The organism is Arthrobacter sp. Soc17.1.1.1, assembly GCF_036867195.1.
Lineage (GTDB): Bacteria > Actinomycetota > Actinomycetes > Actinomycetales > Micrococcaceae > Arthrobacter_D.
This window is the reverse complement of sequence record NZ_JBAJII010000002.1, coordinates 157,335-180,591: the sequence shown is the minus strand read 5'-3', so window position 1 is coordinate 180,591 and position 23,257 is coordinate 157,335. Positions and strand designations below refer to the sequence as shown.

Below are 23,257 nucleotides of genomic sequence, written 5' to 3'. Positions count from 1 at the left end.
CAGGGGAAGGGGCCGGGGCGTTGTCAGGGTCGGTGGTGTGGTTCATGGGGCTCCGCTGCTCTTAGACGGGGGTGATGAAGGTGCCGGCGAGGTTCTGCAGTTGGTAGATCCATTGCATCCAGAGGCCGGTGAGCATCATGACGCCGACGAGGATCAGCACGATGCCGCCGGCGATGTTGAAGGTCCGGATGTGTCGGCGGACGAAGCTCAGCGCGGTGCTCACCCAGTTGATGCCCATGGCGACCAGGATGAAGGGGATACCCAGTCCCATGCAGTAGACGAATCCCAGCAGGGCCCCGCGCCAGGCTCCGCCGGTGGTGGTGCTCAGGGCCAGGACGGCGCTGAGGGTGGGACCCATGCAGGGTGTCCATCCGAGCCCGAAGATGATGCCGAGCAGGGGCGCCCCGGCGAGACCTGTTTGCGGCCGGTAGCTGAGTTTCTTCGTTTGCTGGAAGAAGGAGAACTGGCCGACGAGGACGAGTCCCATGATGATGACGAACACGCCGAGGCCGCGGATGAGTAGGTCCTGCCAACGCAGCAGCCATCCTCCGATGACGCCGAACGCGGCCCCGTAGAGGGTGAAGACCAGGGCGAAACCGAGGATGAACAGGCCCACCCCAGCGACGACGCGTCGACGGTTGCCTTTCCGGGTGGGATCGGTGAGGCCTGACACGTAGCCGAGGTACCCGGGCACCAGGGGCAGGATGCACGGCGAGAGGAAGGACACGATGCCGGCGATCAGGGCCAAAGGGATCGCGGCGATGAGAGCGCCGGATTGCACCGTTTCGGCGAAGTACCCGCCGATCGTCATGAACCGATAGCCGCTTCGATCAGGTCACGGAACTCCTCGAGCGTGGCAGGCCGAATCATGCGACCGTCGAGGAAGAATGTCGGAGTTCCCTCGACGTTGAGCGCCATCCCGTCGGCCTTGTCCGCGTTGACGCGGTCCATCGTGGCCGGGTCGGCGATCGCAGCGTCGTACGCGTTCATGTCCAGGCCCAGGTCCTCGGCGTAGCCGCGGAACACCGGGGAGCGGTCCTCGTTGGTGTGGCTCCACTCGGTCTGCGTCTCGTACATGCGTGCGTGCATGTCCTTGAACTTGCCCTGCTGGGCAGCTGCCTCGACCGCGGCTGCTGCGGTCTCTGAGTTCGGGTGTCCGGGCAGCGGGAAGTAGCGGGAGACCACGGTGAGGTTCTGCCCGTATTCCTCGGAGAGGTCCTCCACGACCGGGTACGCGGCGAGGCACGACTCGCACTCGAAGTCGAGGAACTCGACCAGCACGGCTTTCTCGTCCGGTGCCTGAGACAGCCGGTGGCTGTCCTCGCGTACGACCTCCACGTCGCTGGCCGACTCGCCTGGTGCCGCCTGCCCCTTGTTCTCGCTCACGGTGTTGATCAGGATCACCAGTCCAACGACCAGGGCGATCAGGGCCAGCAAGCCGATGGTGATGCGGTTGGGAAGGCTCAGACCTTTGCGTGCACTATCCGGGCTGGTCATCGAAGGACTCCTTGTGAAGGGGTGGCATATCCACCCTTAGCGGTGTGAGCTGAGCGACGCGTCCCCCTCGCGGCCGTCAACCCCGATGTTGTTCTACCTCTTGTAGAAATATTAGAGGGTCGGTGTGCTGCAGGGCCACGCGGGCTGGTGCGCGGACATCGATCACAGGCCGCCAGTCGTCGTCCTCGTCCTCGTCCTCGTCCTCGTCCTCGACAAGTTTGTTTTCCCAGGCTTTCTTGCCTTCGCGGGGAGGCGAAGAGGGCGATGATGGAAGTTGCGATGAGGTCCAGCCATGCCGCCCCGGTCGGCATGTGCAACCCAGCACCGAGGATGGGCCTGTGCTGTGGCGTTCTAGGTGAGGGCGGTGCCGGCGTGGATGGAACGGGGGCACCCACGCCGACACCAGTCAAAGGGCGATCACATCCTGTGAACCGCACGCGAACCAGAAACGGGTTGCTGAGTGTTCTAGACGTTGGTCGCGTAAGCAAGAGTTGGTCATCGTTGGGTTCGTAGGCCGTTGGCCTTTGTAGCGATCTTGATGGCAGTGCTCTCGCCGCAGGAGGTGTCATGTCATGACCTGAGACTGGCCCTGGCTGAGCTGAGAGGTGACATTCCAACGTGAGGAGAGCGCCGTGCGTATTTTGGCAGCTTCGCTTGTCAGGCCCGGGTCTTCTCCTCGTGCAAGGAGTCCGTATTCGAGGGCCAGGTTTCCGTCAGCTGCGGTGGTTGCTTTGATCCATACGCGTCGGCGCGCGGTGACAAGGGAGAGGATGAGCCCGGTAAGCGCGAGAGTAGAAAAGACTAGGGCGCCGATCTTGCCGGGATCGTAGGTGATGTCGAGAGCAACGAAGCGTTTCAGGCCATCGAAGGTAATTGACCCTCGTCCCTCGGGTAGGTCGTAGGTCTGCCCGGGCTCGAGCACGATGCCGCCTGCGTCGAGGTCGCGTCCGTTGAGTTGTGTGAGGTTCGTGGTGTCCAGCTGATACACCGATCGGGGTGTTCCCTCGTCCAGACCGAGGTTGCCGTAGTAGGAGTTGAGGTTCAGTCGCGGGTTGAAGGGGTCCGGGTCTGAACCGAAAGCGAGCCCATTGTCGTCGACCATGGCCGTGGGCAGGAAGAACCCGACAAACCCCAGCTGGTCGGGCTTCGCGTCGGGGGCCTTGATCACGATTGTTGATGTGTAGGCGGAGTCCGTCGGTTGAGATGGGACAGGGCCGGAGAAGGAAATGTCGCCTTCGCCGTCACGAATCTCGACGACTGGGGCGTATCCATTGCCGATGAGGTAGACGTTGGTGCCATCGAGGCCGATGGGTGCGTTTACTTTCAGGGTCGTTTCCTGGGCTGGTTCTTCCGGGCTCGCTTGTACGGTCATTTGCGCGGTGAAGTCCAGCGGTTGGCCGTAGGTGTCTTGCTCGTCGCGGTTGAAGCTCACATCGAAGTCCTCGAGGGTCAATGCGAACGGCGCGAGGTTGTCGGGATTGAAGTTTGTCCCTGGGGAGAAAGAGTCGTAGCCGATGAGCGAGTTGGTGAAGCCTTCTCCTTCGACGATGAGTTTCTGTCCGCGGTAACCAAACATGCCTCCGACGGCGACGGATACAAGTACTCCGATGAGTGCAGTGTGGAACAGGAGGTTGCCTGCTTCCTTTGCAAATCCTCGCTCACCACCTACGGATGGTGTGGCCGTGTCGGCGTCGCGTACCTCCACTCGGTAGCCCAGCTTGCGCAGGACTACAGATGCTTCCTTGATCGCAGTACCTGGGTCGAGGGCAGGTGTCCCGGCGGCATTTTTACTGACAACGAGAGTCCCGTTCTGCGGGAGTCGCGAGAGTCGTCGAGGGGTGCGTGGCGGCGCGGATCGTAACGCCTTTAGATGAGCTTTGGTGCGGGGAAGGACGCATCCGACAAGAGATGTGAAGAGCAGGAGGTAGATTGCTGAGAACCAGACGGAGGAAAAGACGTCAAACATCTGGAGCCGATCAAGCCAGGGCCCTGTGTCGGGGTTGTCCTTGAGGTACTGGGTGACAACGGCAGGGTTGGCGGGACGTTGCGGGAACAACGAGCCAGGAACGGATGCCACGGACAGGAGCAACAGCAGCTGCAGGGCCGTTCTCATGCTGGTCAGTTGTCGCCACACCCAGCGAAGCATTTCGCCAGGGCTCAGGCGGGGAAGGGTGACGTCGGGTTCTTGATCCCGTGCGAGATCAGTTGGCATCGTCGGCCTCCGAACTGGTGTCCAGGCTGGGCGATGCGGCGGGGTCGCCCTCTGCGACGACATCGGCAATCAGCGTCTCCAACGTGCTTTCTTCTGCAACGCCAAGGATGCGCGCACTGACCCGTCCCTGTTTGTCCAGAACCAGCGTTGTGGGTACCGCTTGCGGTGGCACATAACTTGTCAGGCTCAGAAGGAGCTTCCCGTCGCGGTCGACGAAGCTGGGGTACGTGATGCCGAAGTTACGCTCGAATGCCTCAGCAGTGGGTTTTTCGTCCCGAACGTTGATGCCGTAAAACTTGACGCCTTCAGGTGCGAAGGAGGTGCTCAACTTCTGCAGTGTAGGTGCCTCGACTCGGCAGGGTGCGCAGGCCGCGTACCAGACGTTGAGGACAACGACGTCCCCTACCCACTGGCCGGACTCCACCGTTGTTCCGTCAAAGAGCTCACCACTTACCTGTACGGGTTCACCGCGGGAGTCGGGTGCGTACTCAGCGACCGAACCGTCGCCTGCAATGTAGTTCTTGTTGTCGCCGGCGTTTGCCTGGTCCGCTAAGGAACTGTTTTGTGCTGAGCATCCCGTGACGAACATGGCGAGGACCGCCAAGCAAGCCAAACGGGCCGGTAGGCGTGTATGAGTCCGTCGATTGAGCGGCATTCCTTGCCTACGAGGCAGCTCCGACGTTGTCGTCGATTCGGCGCCCAGGCTGTGACTTCTCTCAGTGGATGCACTCATGCATCGACCTCTTTCGATTGTGGTATTTGGCGGCGCAAAGCTCACCTAGGACGGCGTTAACGGGCAGGTGGAGGGTTGCGGCAGGATCTCCGATTCCTGAACTGAATGCGTTCAGAGCCAAACGTTCACAGCACATGTACGCCGGCAGCAGAGGGGTCCAAGGGAATGAGCAGGCCATCGAGGAGATGGTCCCGGGCCCTGTTCGACGGTGATCGTTCGCAACCTGGAACGTGACTGAGCGTGGCTATTGCCGTGGAGGTGTAGCGAGGAGTTTCTTGGGATCTGACGAGAGGCGAGAGGGGATGAGGATCGATCCTGCCCCCAGAGCCGGGCAAGCCTCTCGAACGTGCCCGGTTTTAGATGCGGCTGATAGACAGGTGCAGCAGTGAGACGCTACTGCTATGCGCAGGACCCGGTATCGCTGCCAGTATGGTGCTCATTTTGCTGCGTCCCGTGAGGAAAACCATAGTGCGTAGGCATCGGAAACTGATGAGGCTGACCGCAATCAGTACCAAGGAGCACAATGCGGTCGCGGTTAGGTGCCCATCGGAACAGACAGTTGCACATACGTCCTGGAGGGCGGTGCCCTGCTGAAGGTCGGATTCGACACCAGGTGGCAGCGCCCGGCTCACTGCGGTAGCTGTCGGAGAACTTGTCGTAGTAGATACCTGATGTTCGACCGCGGTCTCAGGAGCCGTCTGCGCGTAAGCGTTACTACCCGCCAGCGCCGGTCCGAACCACAGATGCGAGAGCATGATGCCGAGGAACAACACCACGACCCGCAGGGGCAACAAGCCCGACGGTGTAGCAGCAGGAGAGTTCAAAAGCATCATCTGCTGCATGACTCACCAACGTTCCTGTCGACCTGATCGTTTCATCCGTGTCCTATTCCTATCGTACCGACGACGTGTGAACGCTCTGACACTGAGCAGTTCGCTATCGGTCCGTCACAACCGAGTTCGTCGGGCCCCTTCGCGCGGCATGGTTTCACCCGAGACCCTCCAGAGTGATGGACAACTTGGGAGGGAGCAGGCGTTATGTCAGGAGTCCGGGGGGCGACGCCCTCTTTAGGGTTCAGTACTTCCTGTATAGTACAGCGCATGCTGACCAATGAACGACATCTGGACGTGATGAATAGACTCGGCCGCGCGATGGCCGATCCGACCCGGTCCCGTCTCCTCATGACCCTGCTCGACCATCCCGCGTATCCGGCGGACCTTTCCCGTGAACTGGGACTCACCCGGTCGAATGTCTCCAATCACCTTGCGTGCCTCCGGGATTGCGGCATCGTGACCGCCCACGCCGAGGGCCGACAGACCCTCTACCAGGTCGCCGACCCACACCTCGCCAAGGTCCTCACTTCCCTGGTTGAGGTCAGCCTCGCCGTCAACGAGGGAGCACCGTGCCTGGATGCAGCATGCACGGTGCCTGGTTGCCAGGAAACACCGGTGATCGCATGATCCTGTCATCAATTCTTCCTGCCATCGGCCTGTTCTTCCTCACCAACATCGATGACATCATCGTCCTCGCCCTGTTCTTCGCACGGGGAGCGGGACAACGAGGAACGACAGCCCGCATCCTCGGCGGACAGTACCTTGGTTTCCTTGGAATCCTTGGCGCTGCGGTACTCGTCTCTCTCGGCGCAGGCGCCTTCCTCCCCGAGGAGGCCATCCCGTACTTTGGCCTCATACCCCTCCTGCTGGGTCTTCGAGTTGCATGGCAGGTATGGCGCAACCGAGACGATGACGATGATGATGACGATGCGAAAATTGCCGGCAAGAAGGTCAGTGTCTTGACTGTCGCTGCCGTGACCTTCGCCAACGGGGGTGACAATATCGGGGTCTATGTCCCGGTGTTCCTGAACGTCGGGCCGACCGCCGTCGTCGCCTACTGCGCGGTCTTCCTCGCCCTCGTGGTCGTCCTCGTGTGGCTCGCCAAGTTCGTGGCCACACGACGCCCTATCGCGGAAGCCCTCGAACGCTGGGAGCACATCCTGTTCCCCGTCGTCCTCATCGCTCTTGGCCTGTTCATCCTCATCAGCGGTGGAGCATTCGGCCTGTGACGACATGCACCCTCAGCCATCTGACGGGCGCCGTGCCTTCCCCCAAATCCTCCACTTCAGGCCAGGCGGCAATAACGGAGAATCGTCATGAGTGAGGACAAGCGTCCTGCGCCCCGTGCGTTGGGAGCACGCAACAAGGCCCGTCTGTGGATGCTGGTTGGGTCTTTAGCCCTGGTCGGTTCCGACCTCGCCGTGAAGGCGATCGTCGAGCTACAGCTGAGTAGAGGCCAGACGATTGAGGGCGGACTCGTGGACCTGCGGCTCCATTTCAACCAGGGTGTCGCTTTCAGCTTCGGGGCCGATCTTCCACCGGTCGTCATCCTTCTCGGCACGGCAATACTGATACTCGGTCTGTCATGGTTCCTCCTATCGACGGCCGGAACGTTGGGCCGGCTCGGTTTGGTAGGTGGGGCAATGGTTCTTGGGGGTGCGCTGGGAAACTTCCTCGACCGGCTAGCGGGCGATGGTGTCGTTGACTACCTTCATGTGGGGTGGTTTGCGACCTTCAACCTGGCTGACGTTTTCATCACTGTCGGTGCCGCTTTGCTGATCCTTGCCACTCTTCTCACCGGAAGCGGCTCGAAGCCTCCCATCTCCTCGCCTCCGTGATGCCGGAGAACGAACAAGGGACTCGACTTCAGTCCTGTGTACCTTCTTGCTGCACCTTGAGGTGCAGCAAGAAGGTAGCGTTCCGATGAGAAGGAACGGCGCCTACGCGAATAGGAACAGATAAGCGCGGTGGCGAGGGCAGTAACGCTCAACTGCCCTCACAGACACCCCACCGCCGCGGATGAGTTGAATTGCTCTTATTCCGCAACAGACCCCGGCGGGAAGGCGGGACACGGAACTGCTCAGGGCAGGGCGAAGGAAGGGTTCCAGCCAGCTCCCGAGCAGTACATCCGGCTAAACCCCTGAGTAGCTGTGCAGTCCCGAGAAGTAGACGTTCACGATCGTGAAGTTGAAGACGATGCAGAGGTACCCGACGATCGACAGCCACGCTGCGCGGGTGCCCGTCCAGCCGCGCGTCGCGCGGGCGTGGAGGTACCCGGCGTAGACGGTCCAGATGACGAAGGTCCAGACCTCCTTGGTGTCCCAGCCCCAGTAACGGCCCCAGGCCTGCTCGGCCCAGATGGCGCCGGCCATGAGGGTGAAGGTCCAGCCGACGAAGGCGATTGCGTTGAGGCGGTAGGACAGGTTCTCCAGGCTCAGGGCTGACGGCACGAGGCGCAGGAACCGGGCGGTGTCGGCCTTGCCGGCGAGGAGCTTGGCTTCGCGGGAGGTCTGCAGGAGCTGCAGGACGGACATGGAGAACGTGATGGTGAAGAGCGCCGATGACGCGACGGCGATGGAGACGTGCACGATCAGCCAGTAGCTCTGCAGGGCCGGGATCAGGCGGGCGACCGGCGTCGGGAAACCCACGGTGGCGGCGCAGAGCATGATCACCACGAGCCCCACCACGAAGGAACCGACGAACCGCAGATCCTTGCGGGTGAGCGTGATGAGGAAGATGGCGGCGACGAGGAAGGCACCCGTGGTGCAGAACTCGTACATGTTGCCCCAAGGGACACGATGCGCGGCGATCGCCCGGGTGAGGACGGCGGCGCCGTGGACGACGGCGGCCAGGACGGTCAGCGAGACGGCGATGCGCGCCGAGCGGCGCCGGGGCCCCGACCCGTAGTCCATCGAGGCGTCCGCTGTCACCGGCGACCCTGCCGCTGCCGCGATCGAACTCCCGCCTCGTGCGCCCACGCCCGCGAGTGACCGGGCCGGCGTCGCCTGCTCGTCCGCGAGCCGTGTCTCGAGGCTGCCGATCGTGGAGCTCGACTTCACGAGGTCGAGCACGAAGAAGAGCAGGGCCACCACGTAGGCGATGGAGGCCAGCAGCATGAGGAGCTCACTGATCTGCCCGAGTTCGGCATTGACTGGTTGTGGCATCAGATGTCCTTTGCGTTGTGGTGCACGGAGCCGGATGCCGGCTGCGGGCTGCCGGCCTCGAGCACCCTATTCGTGCTGAGGTCAGGGGAAGGGGCCGGGGCGTTGTCAGGGTCGGTGGTGTGGTTCATGGGGCTCCGCTGCTCTTAGACGGGGGTGATGAAGGTGCCGGCGAGGTTCTGCAGTTGGTAGATCCATTGCATCCAGAGGCCGGTGAGCATCATGACGCCGACGAGGATCAGCACGATGCCGCCGGCGATGTTGAAGGTCCGGATGTGTCGGCGGACGAAGCTCAGCGCGGTGCTCACCCAGTTGATGCCCATGGCGACCAGGATGAAGGGGATACCCAGTCCCATGCAGTAGACGAATCCCAGCAGGGCCCCGCGCCAGGCTCCGCCGGTGGTGGTGCTCAGGGCCAGGACGGCGCTGAGGGTGGGACCCATGCAGGGTGTCCATCCGAGCCCGAAGATGATGCCGAGCAGGGGCGCCCCGGCGAGACCTGTTTGCGGCCGGTAGCTGAGTTTCTTCGTTTGCTGGAAGAAGGAGAACTGGCCGACGAGGACGAGTCCCATGATGATGACGAACACGCCGAGGCCGCGGATGAGTAGGTCCTGCCAACGCAGCAGCCATCCTCCGATGACGCCGAACGCGGCCCCGTAGAGGGTGAAGACCAGGGCGAAACCGAGGATGAACAGGCCCACCCCAGCGACGACGCGTCGACGGTTGCCTTTCCGGGTGGGATCGGTGAGGCCTGACACGTAGCCGAGGTACCCGGGCACCAGGGGCAGGATGCACGGCGAGAGGAAGGACACGATGCCGGCGATCAGGGCCAAAGGGATCGCGGCGATGAGAGCGCCGGATTGCACCGTTTCGGCGAAGTACCCGCCGATCGTCATGAACCGATAGCCGCTTCGATCAGGTCACGAAACTCCTCAAGCGTGGCCGGCCGGATCTCGTAGGCGCGGTCACGTAGGTTCGTATATCTACCCAGCTGTACGACTGTCCTTGTGGCCACCGCAGTCGTTCCAGCATTGAAATACGTTGGCACGCTCAGATTCCTACGCATTATCAATCGTCATCATCATCGTCATCATCGTCTTCGACGAGTTCACCTTCCCAGGCCTCTTTGCCTTCGTGGAGGGCGAAGAGGGCGATAATGAAGCCCGCGACGGGGTCCAGCCACGCCGCCCCGGTCAGCATGTACAGCCCGACACCAAGGAGGGTTGAGACGCTGAGCAGGACGCAGATGCGCGTCTCGGCTGCGTCGGCAAGGATCAGGTTGTCTCCGAGCTTCCTGCCCACTTTCGTTTTCATCGCCGCGAGGACCGGCATGATGATCAGTGACAGGACCAGCAGGACGATGGCGATCGGCGAGGACTCCGGGGCCTCTCCTTCGATGAGACTGCGAATCCCCTCGTACGTTACGTAAGCGGCAAGGATGAAGAAGGTCACGGCGACGGCCTTGAGCGTCAGACGCTCCTTGCGCTCATCGGTCTCACCGTGACGCAGCCTGGCGGCCAGGCGAAGACCGACCAGGACGGCGGCGATTGATTCGATACCGGAGTCGATACCGAAACCGACGACCGAGACGAGGCCGGCCATCAGGCCGACGGTGATGGCTACCGCCCCTTCAACCACGTTGTAGGCAACCGTGAACTGCGCCAAGCGCAGTCCTCTGCGCGTCAGTCGTTCCACCTCAACCGGGGAAAGAGATGTCTGGGTGGTCATGGTCGCTCCTCATGCGTGAACGGGTGATCTGGTGTGTGATCCGAAAATGATGATCGGCCAGAGGCGATGATATCGTATGGGAACGGTAGTAACGGTATCTTCGATGAGGGATGTGAGCAGGATGTCCGAGATGTATGCAGGGGATGGCCTCGAACCGGCGGTAGCCCTCTTTCGCTCGCTGGGTGACCCCACCCGGCTGGCGATTCTTCGCACCCTTGCCTCGGGAGAGGCCCGTGTAGGGACCTTGGTCGGGGAACTGGGATTGGCCCAGTCCACCGTGTCAGCGCATATCGCCTGCCTCAAGGACTGCGGCCTGGTTGTTGGCCGCATCGAGGGACGGAAGGTGCTGTACTCCTTGGCCCAGCCCGAACTGATGGACATGCTCGCGCAGGCAGAGGTGCTTCTAGCAGTTACCGGTAATGCGGTGGATTTGTGTTCCACCTATGGGTCCGCGCAAGCCGCTGCCACCTCGCGTACCACCCAGGACTCCGTCGCGTGAGCGAGTCCTCACCGGATACCAACAATGCCAAGGACGCTAGGGGCGCTGAGGGCACTGAAACCGCTACGGGAACTGATGCAGCCGTCCGCGGCGTGCAACGCTCCAAACGCCGTCCGCTCACCATTCTCGTAGGGGCCCTCCTCCTCGCCGGCATCGACCTCGGCATCAAAGCCGGCATGGAAGCACTGCTGATGGACGGCAGAGCGATCGACGCCGGACTGGTGAACCTGCGCCTGTTCTACAACATGGGTGTGGCTTTCAGCCTCGGAACAAACCTGCCTCCGCTTGTGGTCATCGCGTTCACCGGGGCAATCATCGCCGGGCTCATGTGGTTCCTCATGGGAGCCGCCAACAGCTTCTCCCGCACCGGCCGCATCGGCGGGACGCTTCTTCTCGGCGGGGCCCTGGGCAACTTCTTTGATCGAACCGCCGGCAATGGTGTCGTCGACTACCTGCACTCAGGCTGGTTCCCGACGTTCAACCTCGCCGATGTGTTCGTGACCACCGGCACAGGGCTCATCATTATCGGCGCGCTCATCACCAGACCCGACTCAGCCGATTCCACCAGCCCCCACTGAGCCAGGCCGCGCAGCAGCCTTCAAGCTGAGGAATCAGCTGCCCGGTTCAGGGGATGCCGTTGCTGATGGCACGCTTCCAGCTTCAGGTGTCGCGTAGTCGATGAGCTGCCAGCTTCCGTCGACATACCGGGCAGTGATGCTGTGGGATGTGTCAGGGATGGATTCGCTCGATCCCAGCCAACCCTCACCTGAGTAATAAAAGATTTCTGCCTGCGTCGTAGTGATGTCCGCGGAGTAGATGCCGTTCGTGTCGGGTTGGAAGTCCGTGGTGAACGCCGTCAATGTCGTTCCGCCACCAGAGACCCAACCAAGCTGGTAAATCTGCTTCATCGAGGTTTCGGCCTGCACACAGAACGTACAGCCGGGGTTGCTGACCTCGTTCAATGGGGCCAGGTCATTGGCCAGGTACGAATACGACAGCAGTTCCAGCCAATGTTCCATGAACGCCTTCAGTCCTGCCTTGGACTCCGCCCGAGCTTCTTCGGGCAGTTCCGGCACCGCCAGGTTCGCGGCCCGGTTCGTCGGCGAAGCCGGCGTGGGGGCTACAGAGGGAGTCGGAGGTGAACTCGGACCCGACCTCGTGGGCGGCGCTGTAGGTGACTCAGTGGTATCAGACGGGGACGCGCCGTCCGTCGACGGCTCTGCTGTTGCCCCTCGAGTCGTCCCGCCGTTTGGCATCGGGTCGGACTGGCACCCGGCGAGCATCATGCTCGCGCCAATCCACGCGGCGCTCAGAAGGAGCGCGGCTACTCGTCGGGAGTCTGTCGTCATTGTCCTTCTTCTCTGAGCATCATCGGATGCCGGTCACCTCACGGCGTGCAGGCTCTGCTGATATTCGACGCAGACAACTAATCAGACTGCCGAAGACACAGGGTGAAGACGTCCTAGAAAAGGGCAGGAGCCGTGGGATCGGTACCACTGAGTAGAGGCCTGATGATTGGCTCGTTCCATCCGTGCTCGAGGAGTGCCGTGCGGAGCTCGACGGATTGGGCGCGGAACTGGGCGCGGCCGACGCCTCGCCAGCGGAAGGTTGAAGCGTTGGCGTGCCGACCCTTTTGGGACCGGTCGAGCATGTTCAACGCCTGCGTACCGGGCAGCAGGTGCGTATCTGTCCCGGTGCTGACATGCACGCACAGTGGGACGTCGCAGACATGCATGAGCGCAATACCGGGGTGCAGGGCTTCTCCGGTGATGCTTTCGTAGGCGTAGCGTTGCGGCCGCAGGGCGCGTTGCGCGCCGTCCCTGGTAACCCAGAATCGTCCGTAGCCGTCGTCTGCGACGGCGCCGGTCCAGATCCAGCAGTCCTGTGGCCGCGGGCCTTTGACGACTTTCTCCCAGAACCGGTCAGCCTCTCCCCTGTGCTGCCTCATCGCCGACTACCTCTGCCAGAACGTCATCGGACGCGCGCCGGCCGCCGGACGATCGGCCGGCGACCTTCCATCCGGATCACACCGGCGATGATGAGGGCACCTGCAGCAGCGATCATTAGCTGTCCCCACCATGGCGCGCCGGCTGCGGTGGCGACGAACCACGACGAGAAGAACCACAAGCCGACAGCCAACGCTCCAGCGACCTGGTTGCGGACCCGCGGCGGAATGGGCAGCAGCAGCAGGGGAAGTCGGATGAGTGCGCGGACGAACCGGTAGCTGTACCGGATGCTCGAGGTGAGCAGCCAGCGGATGATTCTGGTCATCATGTTCTCCTGGTCGCTGGCGGGTCTTGCCGGTTGAGTTCGGCTTCGATGGCTTCAAGTCGCGTGGCTCGGTATGGGTGGCTTCGAACCAGGAGCAGCAGACCCCGGCCCCACACGCGTTCTGGTGCTTCTCGATCCCACACTTCGAACAGATCGCGAGCACTCAACAGATTGCCGTGCTGGCGCCCAGCGAAACGATCCGCTCGCAACTCGTTCGTTCGACTGTTTGCTAAGTAGATGAGGCCTAGTGCGCCTGCGACGATGAGACTGACAGCGAAGATGGCCAGGCCGGGGGCGTATCCGGCACCGAAGTTCTCCCCGATCGGGCCCACGACCACTCCCCCGAGTGCTAGGAGTACTGCGAAACCCATTCCTGCGAGGAACTGACGGGTATTCCTCTTCCACCATGCCTCGTCGGCGAAGTGGCCCACCTCGTGTAACAGCAAGAACCGAAGGAGGTCGGACGGCAGTTCGCGCAGGGCGGCCTCGGTGACCTTAATCATTGGCACTCCCCGGATCACCTTGTACTCGGCGTTCGCCCGGGGTGCGCCCGGCTTATCTATTGGTGCGGCAAAGGTGACCGCCGGTGTTGGAAGACCTGCCTGTTCCGCGGCTCGCTCAACGATGGCGCGGGCTTCCTGTAAGAGGTCATCGCCGGCTCGTCGGTCGTGTGGCGTTGTCACGCGGAAGCAGCCCGATCCAGCGCCCGGTACAGGGTTGTGCGATCGATGTTCAAGCGTCGGGCGACTTCGGCCTTCGGTACGCGCGCCTCGATCAGAGTTCGGGCCTCGAGCAGCTGGTCGTCAGTAAGCTTGCGGGATCGGCCCTGGTAAGCGCCGCGTTCCTTCGCCGCCCTGATGCCGTCGGCTTGCCGTTCCCTGGTGATTGCTCGCTCCAGCTGCGCAAAGGACGCCATGATGTTCAGCTGGAACTCTGCGAACGGATCCGCGCCGCCAGGGGTGAACGTAACCCGTTCGGCGATGAACTCCACAGTCACACCCTTCGCGGTCAACTCCCCCACTATCTGGTTGAGGTCGATGACCGATCGCGCCAACCTGTCCATGGATGACACAACGACGGTGTCACCGTGGCGGGCGTATCCGATCATCTCTGCGAGAGCGGCCCGGCCGGATCGTTGCGCCCCAGATTGCTTCTCCTCGAACAGTCGATCGACATTGCCGAGGCTGGTTAGCTGACGGGCAAGATTCTGGTCAACGCTCGACACGCGGGCATACCCAATCCGCTGCCCAAAGTGTTGCGTCATGTCTAGACTCTCGCACAGAAGTGTCGCGAAAACCAGAAAAGGACCCTAACGCCACACTGTGGATCGCAGCGATAAGTGGCGTGGTTCTTGCAGCGTTCGGTGGCCCACCAGCGCCGGTGTGCCGCTCAGTTAGTCAGGGCAGGGATGATCGCGCCGGAGAACACCTGCCAGGCTAGGGCGGTCTTGGCGATGAGGCTGAGGATTATGTACGCGCGTTCGCCGTACAGGTAGTCACGCCAGGGACCGACCTGCCGGTACTGGAGCAGCTGGTTGATGGCGAAAATGTTGAAGAACAGGAACAGCGAGATGATGATCCCGTAGACGAAGGCGGGCGGTTCCGCCGCGCTCGTAGATCCGATGGACAGGAAGTAGATCAAAATGGCGATCCAGGGCACGATCCCCGCCAGTGATCCGAGGATGAAGGGTAAGAAATTGCCGCTACCGGGCCTCTCATACTTCTCTTGAAGGGCGCCGAAGCCGATCATCGCCGCATTGACGGCGAACAGGCAGATGAGGGCTGCGATGTCGGTGATTCCGGTGGTTTGCGCGATGAGCCAGATCATCACGGACGAGCTTAGCGAGTACTCGACCCAGCGGAAGTAGTTGTGTTGGACCCTCAGGCCGGCTTCGTAGCGCGGAAAGAATGCCGGTGAGGCAACCGCGAAGTGGAAGAGGGCGGACAGTGCCACGAACACCACGACGCCGGCGCCCACGTTGACCGCGAAGAGTTCCACGCGCTCGGGCGGGAGCGGGAATCCGGGCGGTCCTGCCAGGTAGTCCGCGGTGACGGGAAACGTGACCTGGTTGTCGAGCATCGCCAGGATGATCGTGAAGATCACGGCCTGCAGGAGGTGCAGCGAGCCGGCTACGACGTTGATGCGTCGCAGTCGACGGAAGCTATGAGGGCTCACATCGCTCACGTCAGCCGGACTGATGTCTGAGTTTGAGCGGGCTGCACGGGTCATGGCACTCCTGATAAGAGCGAACCTAAATCGTCCGGGGCCATCAAGCTAACATTGACCATTCAGTGTGCCTAGGAATGCTTCGTCTCTCAGCAATTAGTCTTTCAGCAGTTCTGTTGCTCTAGGCCCAGGTCCAGGTCCAGGTCCAGGTCCAGGTCCAGGTCCAACCGCAGCATCGCATCGGATCGACCGCCCACCTCCGGCCAGTTGCAGCATGCTCCCGGTGGTCGCCAGGGCGAGTGGTTCATCTGAGTCCTCCAGTAAGAGAGCGTGGCGAAGAGCGGTTCCTCTCCAGCGTCGTCAAGGCAGTCGGCACAGCAGGACGCGAACGTCGTCGATAGAACCCTTCCCATAATGGGTGAACTGTGCTTCACTTGTCAGTACATGGAGGGGAGTATCCCCTGTCCGTTCGTCGTCACTACGAGGATCCCAGCATCCTCCGGCGGACAGGGCCGATTCCGCTCGGCCGGGAGAGACCTCCAGTTGGTTCAACAACTAACTGGAAGGTGCTTATTCATGGACGTCCCGTTGTGGGTCTGGTTCGCCGTCATCGGCTTCATCCTGATTATGCTCGTCGTCGATCTCGTTGCCCACCGTAAAGCCCATGTGATCAGCGTCCGTGAGGCCGCGGCCTGGTCGGCTGTTTGGGTGTTCTTCGGCGTCGCGTTCGGCGCCATCGTGTGGCGGTTCTGGGGGGCCGAGTTCGGTCAGCAGTACTTCGCCGGCTACCTCATCGAGAAGTCCCTGGCCGTGGACAACGTCTTCGTCTGGGCCATCATCTTTACGTTCTTCGCCGTCCCCCGCGAGTACCAGCACCGGGTCCTGTTCTTCGGGGTCCTCGGCGCCCTGGTCTTCCGGGCGATCTTCATCGCCGCCGGATCCGCGATCATCGCCAGCGCCGGCTGGGTCCTCTACCTGTTCGCCGCGTTCCTGCTCTTCACCGGGTACCGGATGCTCATCCAGCGTAACGAACACATCGACCCCTCAAAATCCCGTGCCCTGAAACTCTTCCGCCGCTACGTGCCCATGACCGATGCCTTCCATGGCCAGCGGTTCCTCATCCGCAAGAACGGGATCCTGCTCGCCACCCCGCTTCTAGCGGTCCTGGTCCTGGTCGAAGTCACCGACATCGTTTTCGCCGTGGACTCCATTCCTGCGATCTTCGCCGTCACCGACGAGGTGTTCCTCGTCTTCACCGCCAACGCCTTCGCGATCCTGGGTCTGCGCGCCATGTACTTCCTCCTGGCCGACCTCATCCACCGCTTCGTGTACCTCAAGATCGGACTCGCGATCGTCCTGATCTGGGTGGGCATCAAGATGGCCCTGAAGATCGACCTCTACTACATCCCCACCACGATCTCCCTCGCCGTCATCACCACCATCCTCACCGTCTCCATCGCGGCCAGCCTCATCAAGACCCGCGGCCAGGGACGCCATGAACCACCTGCGCCCGCCGAAGCGCCCTTCCGCACCGCGGAACCCGAGGAACTGGCAGAACTCGAGCCCCTGTGGAAGCGAACCCGCCGGGAAACCACAGCCAAGGCCCCATCACCTGGCGCCTCGCGTGCCGCATCAGTCGATGCTGCGCCGGCACCTGACGCTGATCAGGATCCGGTGGACGATGCCGCACACAGCGGTGATCAAAGCACACCGGGTCGCTCCTCCAGCGGTGACCACTTCGACGCACCGCGCCACTAGCCACCGAGCTGTCGTCATCCCTCACTCGTAACAAAACCTGTCCAGGAAAGGAATCACAATGCCATCAGCGCCCACCAATCGACCCACCACACCAGTCGACCTGTACACCAGCCGCCGCACCGCCCGACGACACCCGTGGACGTTTCTCACCCAGCACGGGCATGTGTTGCTGGTCGTCGCGACGGACCCGCACCCCCTGGTCGAGAACATCGCCGCCACGGTCGGCATCAGCCCACGCAAGACACTGCAGATCCTGAAGGATCTGGAGGACACCGGGTACCTGTACCGGATGCGGGAGGGACGGCGCACCCGCTACACCATCGACCCACACAAGCACTTCCGCCACCCGGCGACCTCGCACAAGGAGATCGGTGCGCTCCTGGCGATCTTCACTCAATCGCCAGCCGATACACGCTATTAGGACCCCGGGCTACGACCAGAAGGAAACTCCTCATGAAACACCGCAGAACAGCCCTCCTCGGGTCCGGGCTCCTCCTTACAGGGGCGTTGCTGATCACCGGATGCGACGACACGCAAGTGCCGCAAGGACCGGGAGTCGAGGAGCAGGAAGACGCCGAAAACCAAGACGGCAGCCCCGACGGACAAGACGACGGACAAGACGACGGGCAGGACGAGGACAGTGACGAATAGCTCTGAGATCAGAAGCGGCGCAGTACCTCTGGCGCGCGCGAGGCCGACACCAGCAGAAGAGCAACCGTTAATGACGCCACCAGAGCAACGAGGTGCCCACGCCCATTCGTGGACTTTCCTGACGAACCACGGGCATGTCCTCATCGTGGTCGCTGGGGACCCGAGCGCCCTGGTCGATGACATAGCCGCACGGGTCGGGATCACCGGCAGGGCCACCTTGCACATCCTGAAGGACCTGGAGGACACGGGATACCTGCAGCGCATCAAGGAAGGACGGCGCACACGCTATGTCATCAACGCGCACCAGCACTTTCGCCACCCAGCGATCGCTCATCAGGAAGTCGACGCACTCCTATCGATCTTCGGATCAACCGCTACAACGACACGGAAGGACAGAACGTGAGAGCGCCCACCCGTACCCCCACCAGCATCAGGTCACTGCCGGCCGGTGTCCTGGCCCGACCTCACCGCAATGCCATGCATCGTCGGGAGATCCTTGTCTCCGAGGGGCAGGAAGCGGCGGACACGAGGATTGGAAAGAGGCCATGATCGACGGGGGCCGCCTGTTCCAGTCTGATCACCGATCACCAGAACGAGAATCAGGGCTGGGTGAAGCAGGCCAGGGCAACGCTGAGAGCATCGACGAGACTGTTGACACCGCTGCGGACGCCGCATTGCAGGTCATGGAACAGCGCATCAATGCTTTGGTTTCTACCGTCCCTACGCTCTTCCGCTACCCGCGCGGCGGTGGCGGACCATGATCATCGTTCTGACCGGAATCGACGGGGCGGGCAAGACGACGGCCGGGCAGATGCTCGCGCAGCAGCTTAGCGCGGCCGAGTATCCTGCGGTCTTCACCAAGAACAGTTCTGGGCGGCGGAGCATCACGGCCTGGTGTGGTAGGCGGAAAATCAAGCCCCCGGTGCGCCTGCTCGATACTGTCGAGACGAGTATCCGCTGCATTAACGTGCTCATCTCTCACCTGCGCGCCCGGCCAGGTAGCAGGGTCGTCATCATGGACCGATACCTGTACTGCCAGGCGGCATTGAGGCAAGCGAGGGGCCTGAAATCAGGCTGGTTCCTGCCCTTCCTGTCCAAGGCCCTGCCTACCCCCGACATCGTCTTCTACTTCGACGTGCCACCCGACATCGCCTACAGCAGGATCCGACGGCGGGCCGCGGACACCGAGACCCTCGAGCACCTCCACGCCTTCGACGAGGCCTACCGGGAGCTCGTAGAATTTCCGTCCTTCATCACCATCGACGCCAGCAACCCTGCCGGGCAACTCGTCGAGGCCATGCTGCAGGAACTCGGTGTGTGCGGTCTGGGGCTCCCCTCATGAGCACGCCCCGAAACGACGGCACAAGGGCCCCCATCAGGGCACCCCGCAGCCGATCGATGACAGGAAGCAACTTCGAGCTGATCGCATGGCTTTTCATGCGCTGGTCCGGCGCCCTCCTGGTCGTGCTGATCTTCGTGCACCTCTTCGTGAACCTCGTGCTCGGCGACGGGATCAACCAAATCGACTTCGCCTTCGTCGCCGGCAAATGGGCACACCCCTTCTGGCAATGGTTCGACCTGATCATGCTCTGGCTGGCCATGCTCCACGGCACCAACGGGCTTCGCGTCATCATCAACGACTACACCGACACCGCCCGGACACGCATGATGCTCAAAGCCGTGCTCTACACCTGCACCGCGGTCATCATCGCACTCGGTTCCCTGGTCATCTTCACCTTCGACCCCTGCCCCGTCGGAGCTTCCCCGAGCACGCTTCCCGCGCTGTGCTCGGCCGGACCACCCTAGAACTCTCACCGGCACAAGGTCTGGCCGTGCATGTCACGAAGCCGTAAACGATCACGGAAACCGCCGAAGGCAGCCGATCGGCAACCAAGTGACCGCTCGTGCCGCCAACACCGGTCGACTTCTCACCCAACTCGATGCTGAGGCCAACAACGACCGGTCCAATACACCTGTAAGGAGAAATCTGTCATGGCACTATCGGACGAAGAACGCTCCCGGTTCGAGGAGCTCGAACTGCGTTTCGCGATCGAGGATTCTGAGCGCGCCCCGCGCCTGCAACACCCAAATTTCCCGCACCCCCCACGACGTCGCAAAGCAGCGTTCATCATGATCGTCGTAGGGATGCTCACCGTGATCACCTCCATAGCACTGTCCGCCCCAGCTATAGGTGTCGCCGGTTTCGTCATCATGGTCGCCGGCGGCATCGTAGGAACACCACCGCCTCCACCAGAACAAAGGGACACATCACCGCCGGGTCCGACACGTCCGTCGGGTCCGCAGTCGAGTACGAAGCCCCTTTAAGAAGGTCGAGCTGGACGATACCTTCATGTCAGTACGCTGCCTGATCCGTCGCCGTCCGTACTGCTGGGAGCGACTCAGAACACAGGGTCCGACGCACGAACAGTAGACAGGCGAAACGCAGCACCTGCACTGCCACGGCCACGGCCTGGAGTGAGCTTGGCCGGCGGCCCTAGCCACAATAGGTGAAGTTTGCTTTACTTATTGTAATGGAGGGAAGCATCCCCATATCCAGTTCGTTGTCGCAACGAGAGTCCCTGCACTCTTCGGCGGACAGGACTGCATGCTGCGGCTGGGATAGACCTCCAGCGGGTGCAGTAATTGACTGGAAGTAGGCTCGCGTGAACAGTTCTGACCGCACATGGACCGCCGCCACCTCAAGGGCCCAGCACCCGCGTTCACCTTTACCTGGCCCTTGGAATCGAGCTCACAGTCATGCCTTGGTCGTAGCGCGGCGTGTAGGAGCCTTCCAAGCCCAGGTGAGAACAAGAGCTAAGTCTGCTGTAACGATCGGCGGTGTTGTAGTGCTCGGAATGACGTTGTGTGGGTGCTCGTTCACGAACCCAATTGGTACAGGGATGAAAGACTCCTCCAGTAACGGAGTGCACGAATCAAGCGGAAACGTCCGATTGCAGAACATTCTGATTGTTGGCGAGTCCGCCGAGGAGCCTGGGCGTGTTCTGGGCACCATCATCAACGATGGTAATAAGGACCTTATGCTCGAGATCACCGTGGCGGGAGAAGCCGAAAGGATGTTAGTCCGCGGCAGGAACTCGGTTCGTCTCGAGAGTGCGGGTCCGCTTATCTTTGAGCGAGCCGGCGCTGATGCAGGGTCAGTAGTGCCAATGACCGTCACTCACGCGGGCGGTTCCTTCACCGTACTGGTGCCTGTCCTTGATGACTCCCTACCGTACTACGCTCCCTATATGCCCTAACTCATCTGTCCTCAGACCTGTCGCACCCGCTGCGCTTCTACATCACTGCCTTTGGCAGGATTCTGGAGATCAACAGCGAGACCACGCGATATGCGTCCATCGCGTCTTCCACAACCCTTTCTGCACGGCAGACGACGCAGGGCGGGTTCCGGTGCACTGACGTTCGGCGATCGCGTCGACACACGCGTGACACCACACACGAGAGAGCGAAGCAGTTTGTGAACCAGGACCACCTGAAGAGGTCTACATATCGTTTTGTCCGGGATTCGGTCTATCAGCTTTTCCACCTGCGTTCGAAGCGGCCGCTCAGCAGGGAAGACGCCTCGGGCAGGATCACAGCTTTCGTGTACGGGGACATTCTGATCCTTGCTGCGCTTATCGCGTTGTACCCACAGGACCTACTCACCTTCAAAGCTCTGACCTACATCATCGGCACTGGCGCTTCAACCTTCATCGCACACGTGCTGGCCGAACACGTCGGAATCCGGGTAGCGGCACCCGACCAAGCAACCACGTCGCACCTCAAACGTGAGGCGTGGCATGCAGTACCGATAGCATCAGCCGCGGTCGGCCCCGCACTTCTCATGACCGCCGCACTGGTGGGCTGGATTGACCCGGAGTTTGCGCTGCAACTGGCAATCCTCATCACAGTCGTCCGACTGGGCAGCCTGGGATGGGTAGTAGCACATCTTCGAAGCGAACGGGTAGTTCCTCAGACCTTCATCCTGGGCTTGGCCCTGGCCGCACTATGCCTGGCAGCCGCCCTCCTCAAAGCTCTGGTCACCGGATAGTGGCGAAGCCATCGAAACTGCTGCGCACAGAGCCACGCGAAGGGCGTCCCTGTTGAGGCACCGAGGAATTCATTCATCCAGAGCCGCGGATCCAGATCTTTACGCTCATACGGAGCAATTCGCGGCCAGCGTCCGCGAACGACCATCTACGAGACACATGAGAACTGCAGCGCTTGAGACGGCGCGTCGTGTGCCATGGCTTGTGTTGGCAAGCTACGTTCCGTCACCCACATTCACGGCGCACTGTCCTTTCACTCACGATGACTAGGGCTTTCAGCGCGTCTTGAAAACCTGAAACTTTCTGGGATGGCACGAGAGCTCGTGCCGTGATTGCTCCATGACGCCTGCAAGCTGATCCGTCACTGTGTGTTGCGTCGATCTGGTTGGCGTGTGCTTTGGGGTGGGGCTAGAGGTGCCTGAGATAGCGCTCGGGTGAACTGAGGAAAGCTTGCCAACTCGTGACTAGTTCGAGGTCCTTCCACCGTTGAGGACGTAAACCCCAGCTGCCAACTTCGTAGATCCGGGCGCCGGGCAGGGCCGCCAGGAGGGGTGAGTGGGTGGAGAGAATCACCTGGGACTTCCCGGACGCGACGAGTTCTTTCAGCACGCCGAGCAAGGCCAGACAACCGGAGAACGACAGGGCGGATTCCGGCTCATCAAGGACCCAAAGACCTGAGCCTCGGAACCGGTCGACCACTAGCTCGAGGAACGACTCACCGTGGGACATCTCATGAAAAGGAACGTCCGGGCCGTTCGTGCTCGGATGTGACTCAAGGTACGTGAAGAACCCGTGCATGGTTTCCGCCCTCAGGAAGTACCCGCGACGGGTGGTGCCGGCGTTGCGGACCAGTTGAAGATGATCCGCTAGAACTGACTCTGTGGAACGCGTCCGGTGCTGTGCTCCGGTCGACCCTCCCTCGGGAGACAGCCCATAAGCCAACGCGATCGCCTCGATGATCGTGGACTTCCCGGATCCGTTCTCACCGACCAGGACGGTTGCTGGACCAAGATCGAGTCCGTGATCAAGGATCGTCGTCACCGGTGCCAAGGTCGCCGGCCAGGTCCGACGGTCAAGGGTATGGGCGGGGTGCTCGGTCAGTCTTCGGATTGGGAAACGATCGAAGGCCATTCGCTCAGTGTGTCAGCCACCGGGTACAACGTCCGGTCTAGGATCCGTCACCGGGATCCGCGATGGGATTGATTCAAGCCTCAGCGCCTGCGTAGTCGGCCCGGTTCCGGTACGGGTAGCTCGATAATCGTGCCGTAGTCCTGCTCCCACCCGTAGTCCACGCTCTTCACCTTCAAGGCCTCGGGGCTCGCCTCGACGATCTGCACGCTGATCGGCTCACTACGGTCCGCGATGGACAACGCCCACGTGTCGGCCAGATAGCTCAGGCCAATGCTTTCCAGGACGTAGGACGCATCGTATTCATCGACAGGCTCCCCGAGTTCGTACCCGAAGACGGTCACTGGCAGGAACGAGTCACCGTCAGGAACGAGATACCCAAGTAACTCCCCGTCGTCCTGCCGGTAGTACGCCGCCCACGCTTCAGGAATCATCCTCCGATCGTAGAGGGCCTACACAGGGTCCGCTGATCCATCCCCTGTGGAACGGTCCAGGAGCGTCCGCCTCGTGAGATCGGGTTTGCACCTGCCGCAGGGTCATGTGGTCTGCTCGAAGCACGTCCCGTTCCGCTCCG

General features: G+C 61.8%; 30 protein-coding genes. 14 read left to right on the top strand and 16 right to left on the bottom strand.

Features of this window, described 5'->3' with window-relative positions:
• Nucleotides 1–61: 61 nt before the first annotated feature.
• The 4 genes from V6S67_RS18600 to V6S67_RS18585 form a co-directional block, all read right to left on the bottom strand.
• Entirely contained in the window at nucleotides 62–811 is a 750-nt protein-coding gene (locus tag V6S67_RS18600; RefSeq protein ID WP_334211801.1) for a cytochrome c biogenesis CcdA family protein, read from the bottom strand.
• Nucleotides 808–1,497, bottom strand: a complete 690-nt coding sequence (locus tag V6S67_RS18595) for a DsbA family protein (RefSeq protein ID WP_334211809.1) — start codon at nucleotides 1,495–1,497, stop codon at nucleotides 808–810. The genes V6S67_RS18600 and V6S67_RS18595 overlap by 4 nt, the downstream gene beginning before the upstream one ends.
• Before the next feature lie 565 nt (nucleotides 1,498–2,062).
• Nucleotides 2,063–3,709, bottom strand: a complete 1,647-nt coding sequence (gene resB, locus V6S67_RS18590) for a cytochrome c biogenesis protein ResB (RefSeq protein WP_334211808.1) — start codon at nucleotides 3,707–3,709, stop codon at nucleotides 2,063–2,065.
• Nucleotides 3,699–4,298 (bottom strand): TlpA family protein disulfide reductase, encoded by a 600-nt coding sequence (locus tag V6S67_RS18585; protein ID WP_334211807.1) that lies wholly within the window; start codon nucleotides 4,296–4,298, stop codon nucleotides 3,699–3,701. The genes resB and V6S67_RS18585 overlap by 11 nt, the downstream gene beginning before the upstream one ends.
• A 1,244-nt stretch (nucleotides 4,299–5,542) precedes the next feature.
• Here V6S67_RS18585 and cmtR point away from each other — a divergent pair.
• The 3 genes from cmtR (at nucleotide 5,543) to lspA (V6S67_RS18570) (ending at nucleotide 7,113) form a co-directional block, all read left to right on the top strand.
• On the top strand, nucleotides 5,543–5,902 hold the full coding sequence (gene cmtR / locus V6S67_RS18580) for a Cd(II)/Pb(II)-sensing metalloregulatory transcriptional regulator CmtR (protein WP_334211806.1): 360 nt from the start codon (nucleotides 5,543–5,545) through the stop codon (nucleotides 5,900–5,902).
• On the top strand, nucleotides 5,899–6,504 hold the full coding sequence (locus V6S67_RS18575; RefSeq protein ID WP_334211805.1) for a cadmium resistance transporter: 606 nt from the start codon (nucleotides 5,899–5,901) through the stop codon (nucleotides 6,502–6,504). Before cmtR ends, V6S67_RS18575 begins: the two co-directional genes overlap by 4 nt.
• Nucleotides 6,505–6,591: 87 nt before the next feature.
• Nucleotides 6,592–7,113: a signal peptidase II gene (lspA, locus tag V6S67_RS18570; RefSeq protein ID WP_334211804.1), complete on the top strand. Its 522-nt coding sequence runs from the start codon at nucleotides 6,592–6,594 to the stop codon at nucleotides 7,111–7,113.
• Between the two features lie 294 nt (nucleotides 7,114–7,407).
• Here lspA (V6S67_RS18570) and ccsB read toward each other — a convergent pair whose 3' ends face one another.
• The 4 genes from ccsB to V6S67_RS18550 all read right to left on the bottom strand — a co-directional run bounded on the left by ccsB (nucleotide 7,408) and on the right by V6S67_RS18550 (nucleotide 10,164).
• Nucleotides 7,408–8,439 (bottom strand): c-type cytochrome biogenesis protein CcsB, encoded by a 1,032-nt coding sequence (gene ccsB / locus V6S67_RS18565; protein ID WP_334211803.1) that lies wholly within the window; start codon nucleotides 8,437–8,439, stop codon nucleotides 7,408–7,410.
• Nucleotides 8,439–8,567 carry a hypothetical protein gene (locus tag V6S67_RS18560; protein ID WP_334211802.1) on the bottom strand — a complete coding sequence of 43 codons (129 nt, stop codon included), beginning with the start codon at nucleotides 8,565–8,567 and terminating at the stop codon, nucleotides 8,439–8,441. The genes ccsB and V6S67_RS18560 overlap by 1 nt, the downstream gene beginning before the upstream one ends.
• Before the next feature lie 15 nt (nucleotides 8,568–8,582).
• Nucleotides 8,583–9,332 carry a cytochrome c biogenesis CcdA family protein gene (locus tag V6S67_RS18555; RefSeq protein ID WP_334211801.1) on the bottom strand — a complete coding sequence of 250 codons (750 nt, stop codon included), beginning with the start codon at nucleotides 9,330–9,332 and terminating at the stop codon, nucleotides 8,583–8,585.
• Nucleotides 9,333–9,504: 172 nt separating this feature from the next.
• Nucleotides 9,505–10,164, bottom strand: a complete 660-nt coding sequence (locus tag V6S67_RS18550) for a cation diffusion facilitator family transporter (protein WP_334211800.1) — start codon at nucleotides 10,162–10,164, stop codon at nucleotides 9,505–9,507.
• 121 nt (nucleotides 10,165–10,285) lie between these two features.
• Here V6S67_RS18550 and V6S67_RS18545 point away from each other — a divergent pair, with 121 nt between their 5' ends.
• Complete coding sequence (locus V6S67_RS18545) at nucleotides 10,286–10,663, top strand: ArsR/SmtB family transcription factor (RefSeq protein WP_334211799.1); 378 nt, start codon at nucleotides 10,286–10,288, stop codon at nucleotides 10,661–10,663.
• On the top strand, nucleotides 10,660–11,241 hold the full coding sequence (lspA, locus tag V6S67_RS18540) for a signal peptidase II (protein ID WP_334211798.1): 582 nt from the start codon (nucleotides 10,660–10,662) through the stop codon (nucleotides 11,239–11,241). Before V6S67_RS18545 ends, lspA (V6S67_RS18540) begins: the two co-directional genes overlap by 4 nt.
• A 33-nt stretch (nucleotides 11,242–11,274) precedes the next feature.
• Here the strand turns inward: lspA (V6S67_RS18540) and V6S67_RS18535 are convergent, their stop codons facing one another.
• From V6S67_RS18535 to heR, 6 genes are all read right to left on the bottom strand, one after another.
• Nucleotides 11,275–11,919 (bottom strand): DUF6318 family protein, encoded by a 645-nt coding sequence (locus V6S67_RS18535; RefSeq protein ID WP_334211817.1) that lies wholly within the window; start codon nucleotides 11,917–11,919, stop codon nucleotides 11,275–11,277.
• A 206-nt stretch (nucleotides 11,920–12,125) separates the two neighbouring features.
• Nucleotides 12,126–12,611 (bottom strand): hypothetical protein, encoded by a 486-nt coding sequence (locus V6S67_RS18530; RefSeq protein ID WP_334211797.1) that lies wholly within the window; start codon nucleotides 12,609–12,611, stop codon nucleotides 12,126–12,128.
• A gap of 23 nt (nucleotides 12,612–12,634) precedes the next feature.
• Nucleotides 12,635–12,934, bottom strand: coding sequence for a hypothetical protein (locus V6S67_RS18525; RefSeq protein WP_334211796.1), 300 nt, complete (start codon nucleotides 12,932–12,934; stop codon nucleotides 12,635–12,637).
• Nucleotides 12,934–13,617: a M48 family metalloprotease gene (locus V6S67_RS18520; protein WP_334211795.1), complete on the bottom strand. Its 684-nt coding sequence runs from the start codon at nucleotides 13,615–13,617 to the stop codon at nucleotides 12,934–12,936. The genes V6S67_RS18525 and V6S67_RS18520 overlap by 1 nt, the downstream gene beginning before the upstream one ends.
• Nucleotides 13,614–14,198: a recombinase family protein gene (locus V6S67_RS18515; protein WP_334211794.1), complete on the bottom strand. Its 585-nt coding sequence runs from the start codon at nucleotides 14,196–14,198 to the stop codon at nucleotides 13,614–13,616. Before V6S67_RS18515 ends, V6S67_RS18520 begins: the two co-directional genes overlap by 4 nt.
• Nucleotides 14,199–14,323: 125 nt before the next feature.
• Nucleotides 14,324–15,109, bottom strand: a complete 786-nt coding sequence (gene heR, locus V6S67_RS18510) for a heliorhodopsin HeR (RefSeq protein ID WP_116779180.1) — start codon at nucleotides 15,107–15,109, stop codon at nucleotides 14,324–14,326.
• Between the two features lie 567 nt (nucleotides 15,110–15,676).
• On the opposite strand from heR, the gene V6S67_RS18505 reads away from it, so the two are divergent.
• The 9 genes from V6S67_RS18505 (at nucleotide 15,677) to V6S67_RS18470 (ending at nucleotide 21,557) form a co-directional block, all read left to right on the top strand.
• Entirely contained in the window at nucleotides 15,677–16,858 is a 1,182-nt protein-coding gene (locus tag V6S67_RS18505; protein ID WP_019483733.1) for a TerC family protein, read from the top strand.
• A gap of 58 nt (nucleotides 16,859–16,916) precedes the next feature.
• Nucleotides 16,917–17,279, top strand: coding sequence for a helix-turn-helix transcriptional regulator (locus tag V6S67_RS18500; RefSeq protein ID WP_019483734.1), 363 nt, complete (start codon nucleotides 16,917–16,919; stop codon nucleotides 17,277–17,279).
• A gap of 32 nt (nucleotides 17,280–17,311) precedes the next feature.
• Nucleotides 17,312–17,509: a hypothetical protein gene (locus V6S67_RS18495; protein WP_019483735.1), complete on the top strand. Its 198-nt coding sequence runs from the start codon at nucleotides 17,312–17,314 to the stop codon at nucleotides 17,507–17,509.
• 70 nt (nucleotides 17,510–17,579) lie between these two features.
• Entirely contained in the window at nucleotides 17,580–17,912 is a 333-nt protein-coding gene (locus V6S67_RS18490; RefSeq protein WP_019483736.1) for a helix-turn-helix transcriptional regulator, read from the top strand.
• 142 nt (nucleotides 17,913–18,054) lie between these two features.
• Complete coding sequence (locus V6S67_RS18485; protein WP_019483737.1) at nucleotides 18,055–18,270, top strand: hypothetical protein; 216 nt, start codon at nucleotides 18,055–18,057, stop codon at nucleotides 18,268–18,270.
• Nucleotides 18,267–18,851 carry a dTMP kinase gene (locus V6S67_RS18480; protein ID WP_019483738.1) on the top strand — a complete coding sequence of 195 codons (585 nt, stop codon included), beginning with the start codon at nucleotides 18,267–18,269 and terminating at the stop codon, nucleotides 18,849–18,851. The genes V6S67_RS18485 and V6S67_RS18480 overlap by 4 nt, the downstream gene beginning before the upstream one ends.
• A complete protein-coding gene (locus tag V6S67_RS18475; RefSeq protein WP_019483739.1) occupies nucleotides 18,848–19,315 on the top strand; it encodes a succinate dehydrogenase hydrophobic membrane anchor subunit in 468 nt (155 codons plus the stop codon). The genes V6S67_RS18480 and V6S67_RS18475 overlap by 4 nt, the downstream gene beginning before the upstream one ends.
• Nucleotides 19,316–19,501: 186 nt before the next feature.
• On the top strand, nucleotides 19,502–19,834 hold the full coding sequence (locus tag V6S67_RS20030) for a DUF3040 domain-containing protein (protein WP_084442800.1): 333 nt from the start codon (nucleotides 19,502–19,504) through the stop codon (nucleotides 19,832–19,834).
• A gap of 1,150 nt (nucleotides 19,835–20,984) precedes the next feature.
• Entirely contained in the window at nucleotides 20,985–21,557 is a 573-nt protein-coding gene (locus V6S67_RS18470; RefSeq protein ID WP_019483742.1) for a hypothetical protein, read from the top strand.
• A gap of 406 nt (nucleotides 21,558–21,963) precedes the next feature.
• Here V6S67_RS18470 and V6S67_RS18465 read toward each other — a convergent pair whose 3' ends face one another.
• Entirely contained in the window at nucleotides 21,964–22,686 is a 723-nt protein-coding gene (locus V6S67_RS18465) for an AAA family ATPase (protein ID WP_334211793.1), read from the bottom strand.
• Nucleotides 22,687–22,766: 80 nt separating this feature from the next.
• Complete coding sequence (locus tag V6S67_RS18460; RefSeq protein WP_334211792.1) at nucleotides 22,767–23,117, bottom strand: hypothetical protein; 351 nt, start codon at nucleotides 23,115–23,117, stop codon at nucleotides 22,767–22,769.
• Between the last annotated feature and the right edge of the window lie 140 nt (nucleotides 23,118–23,257).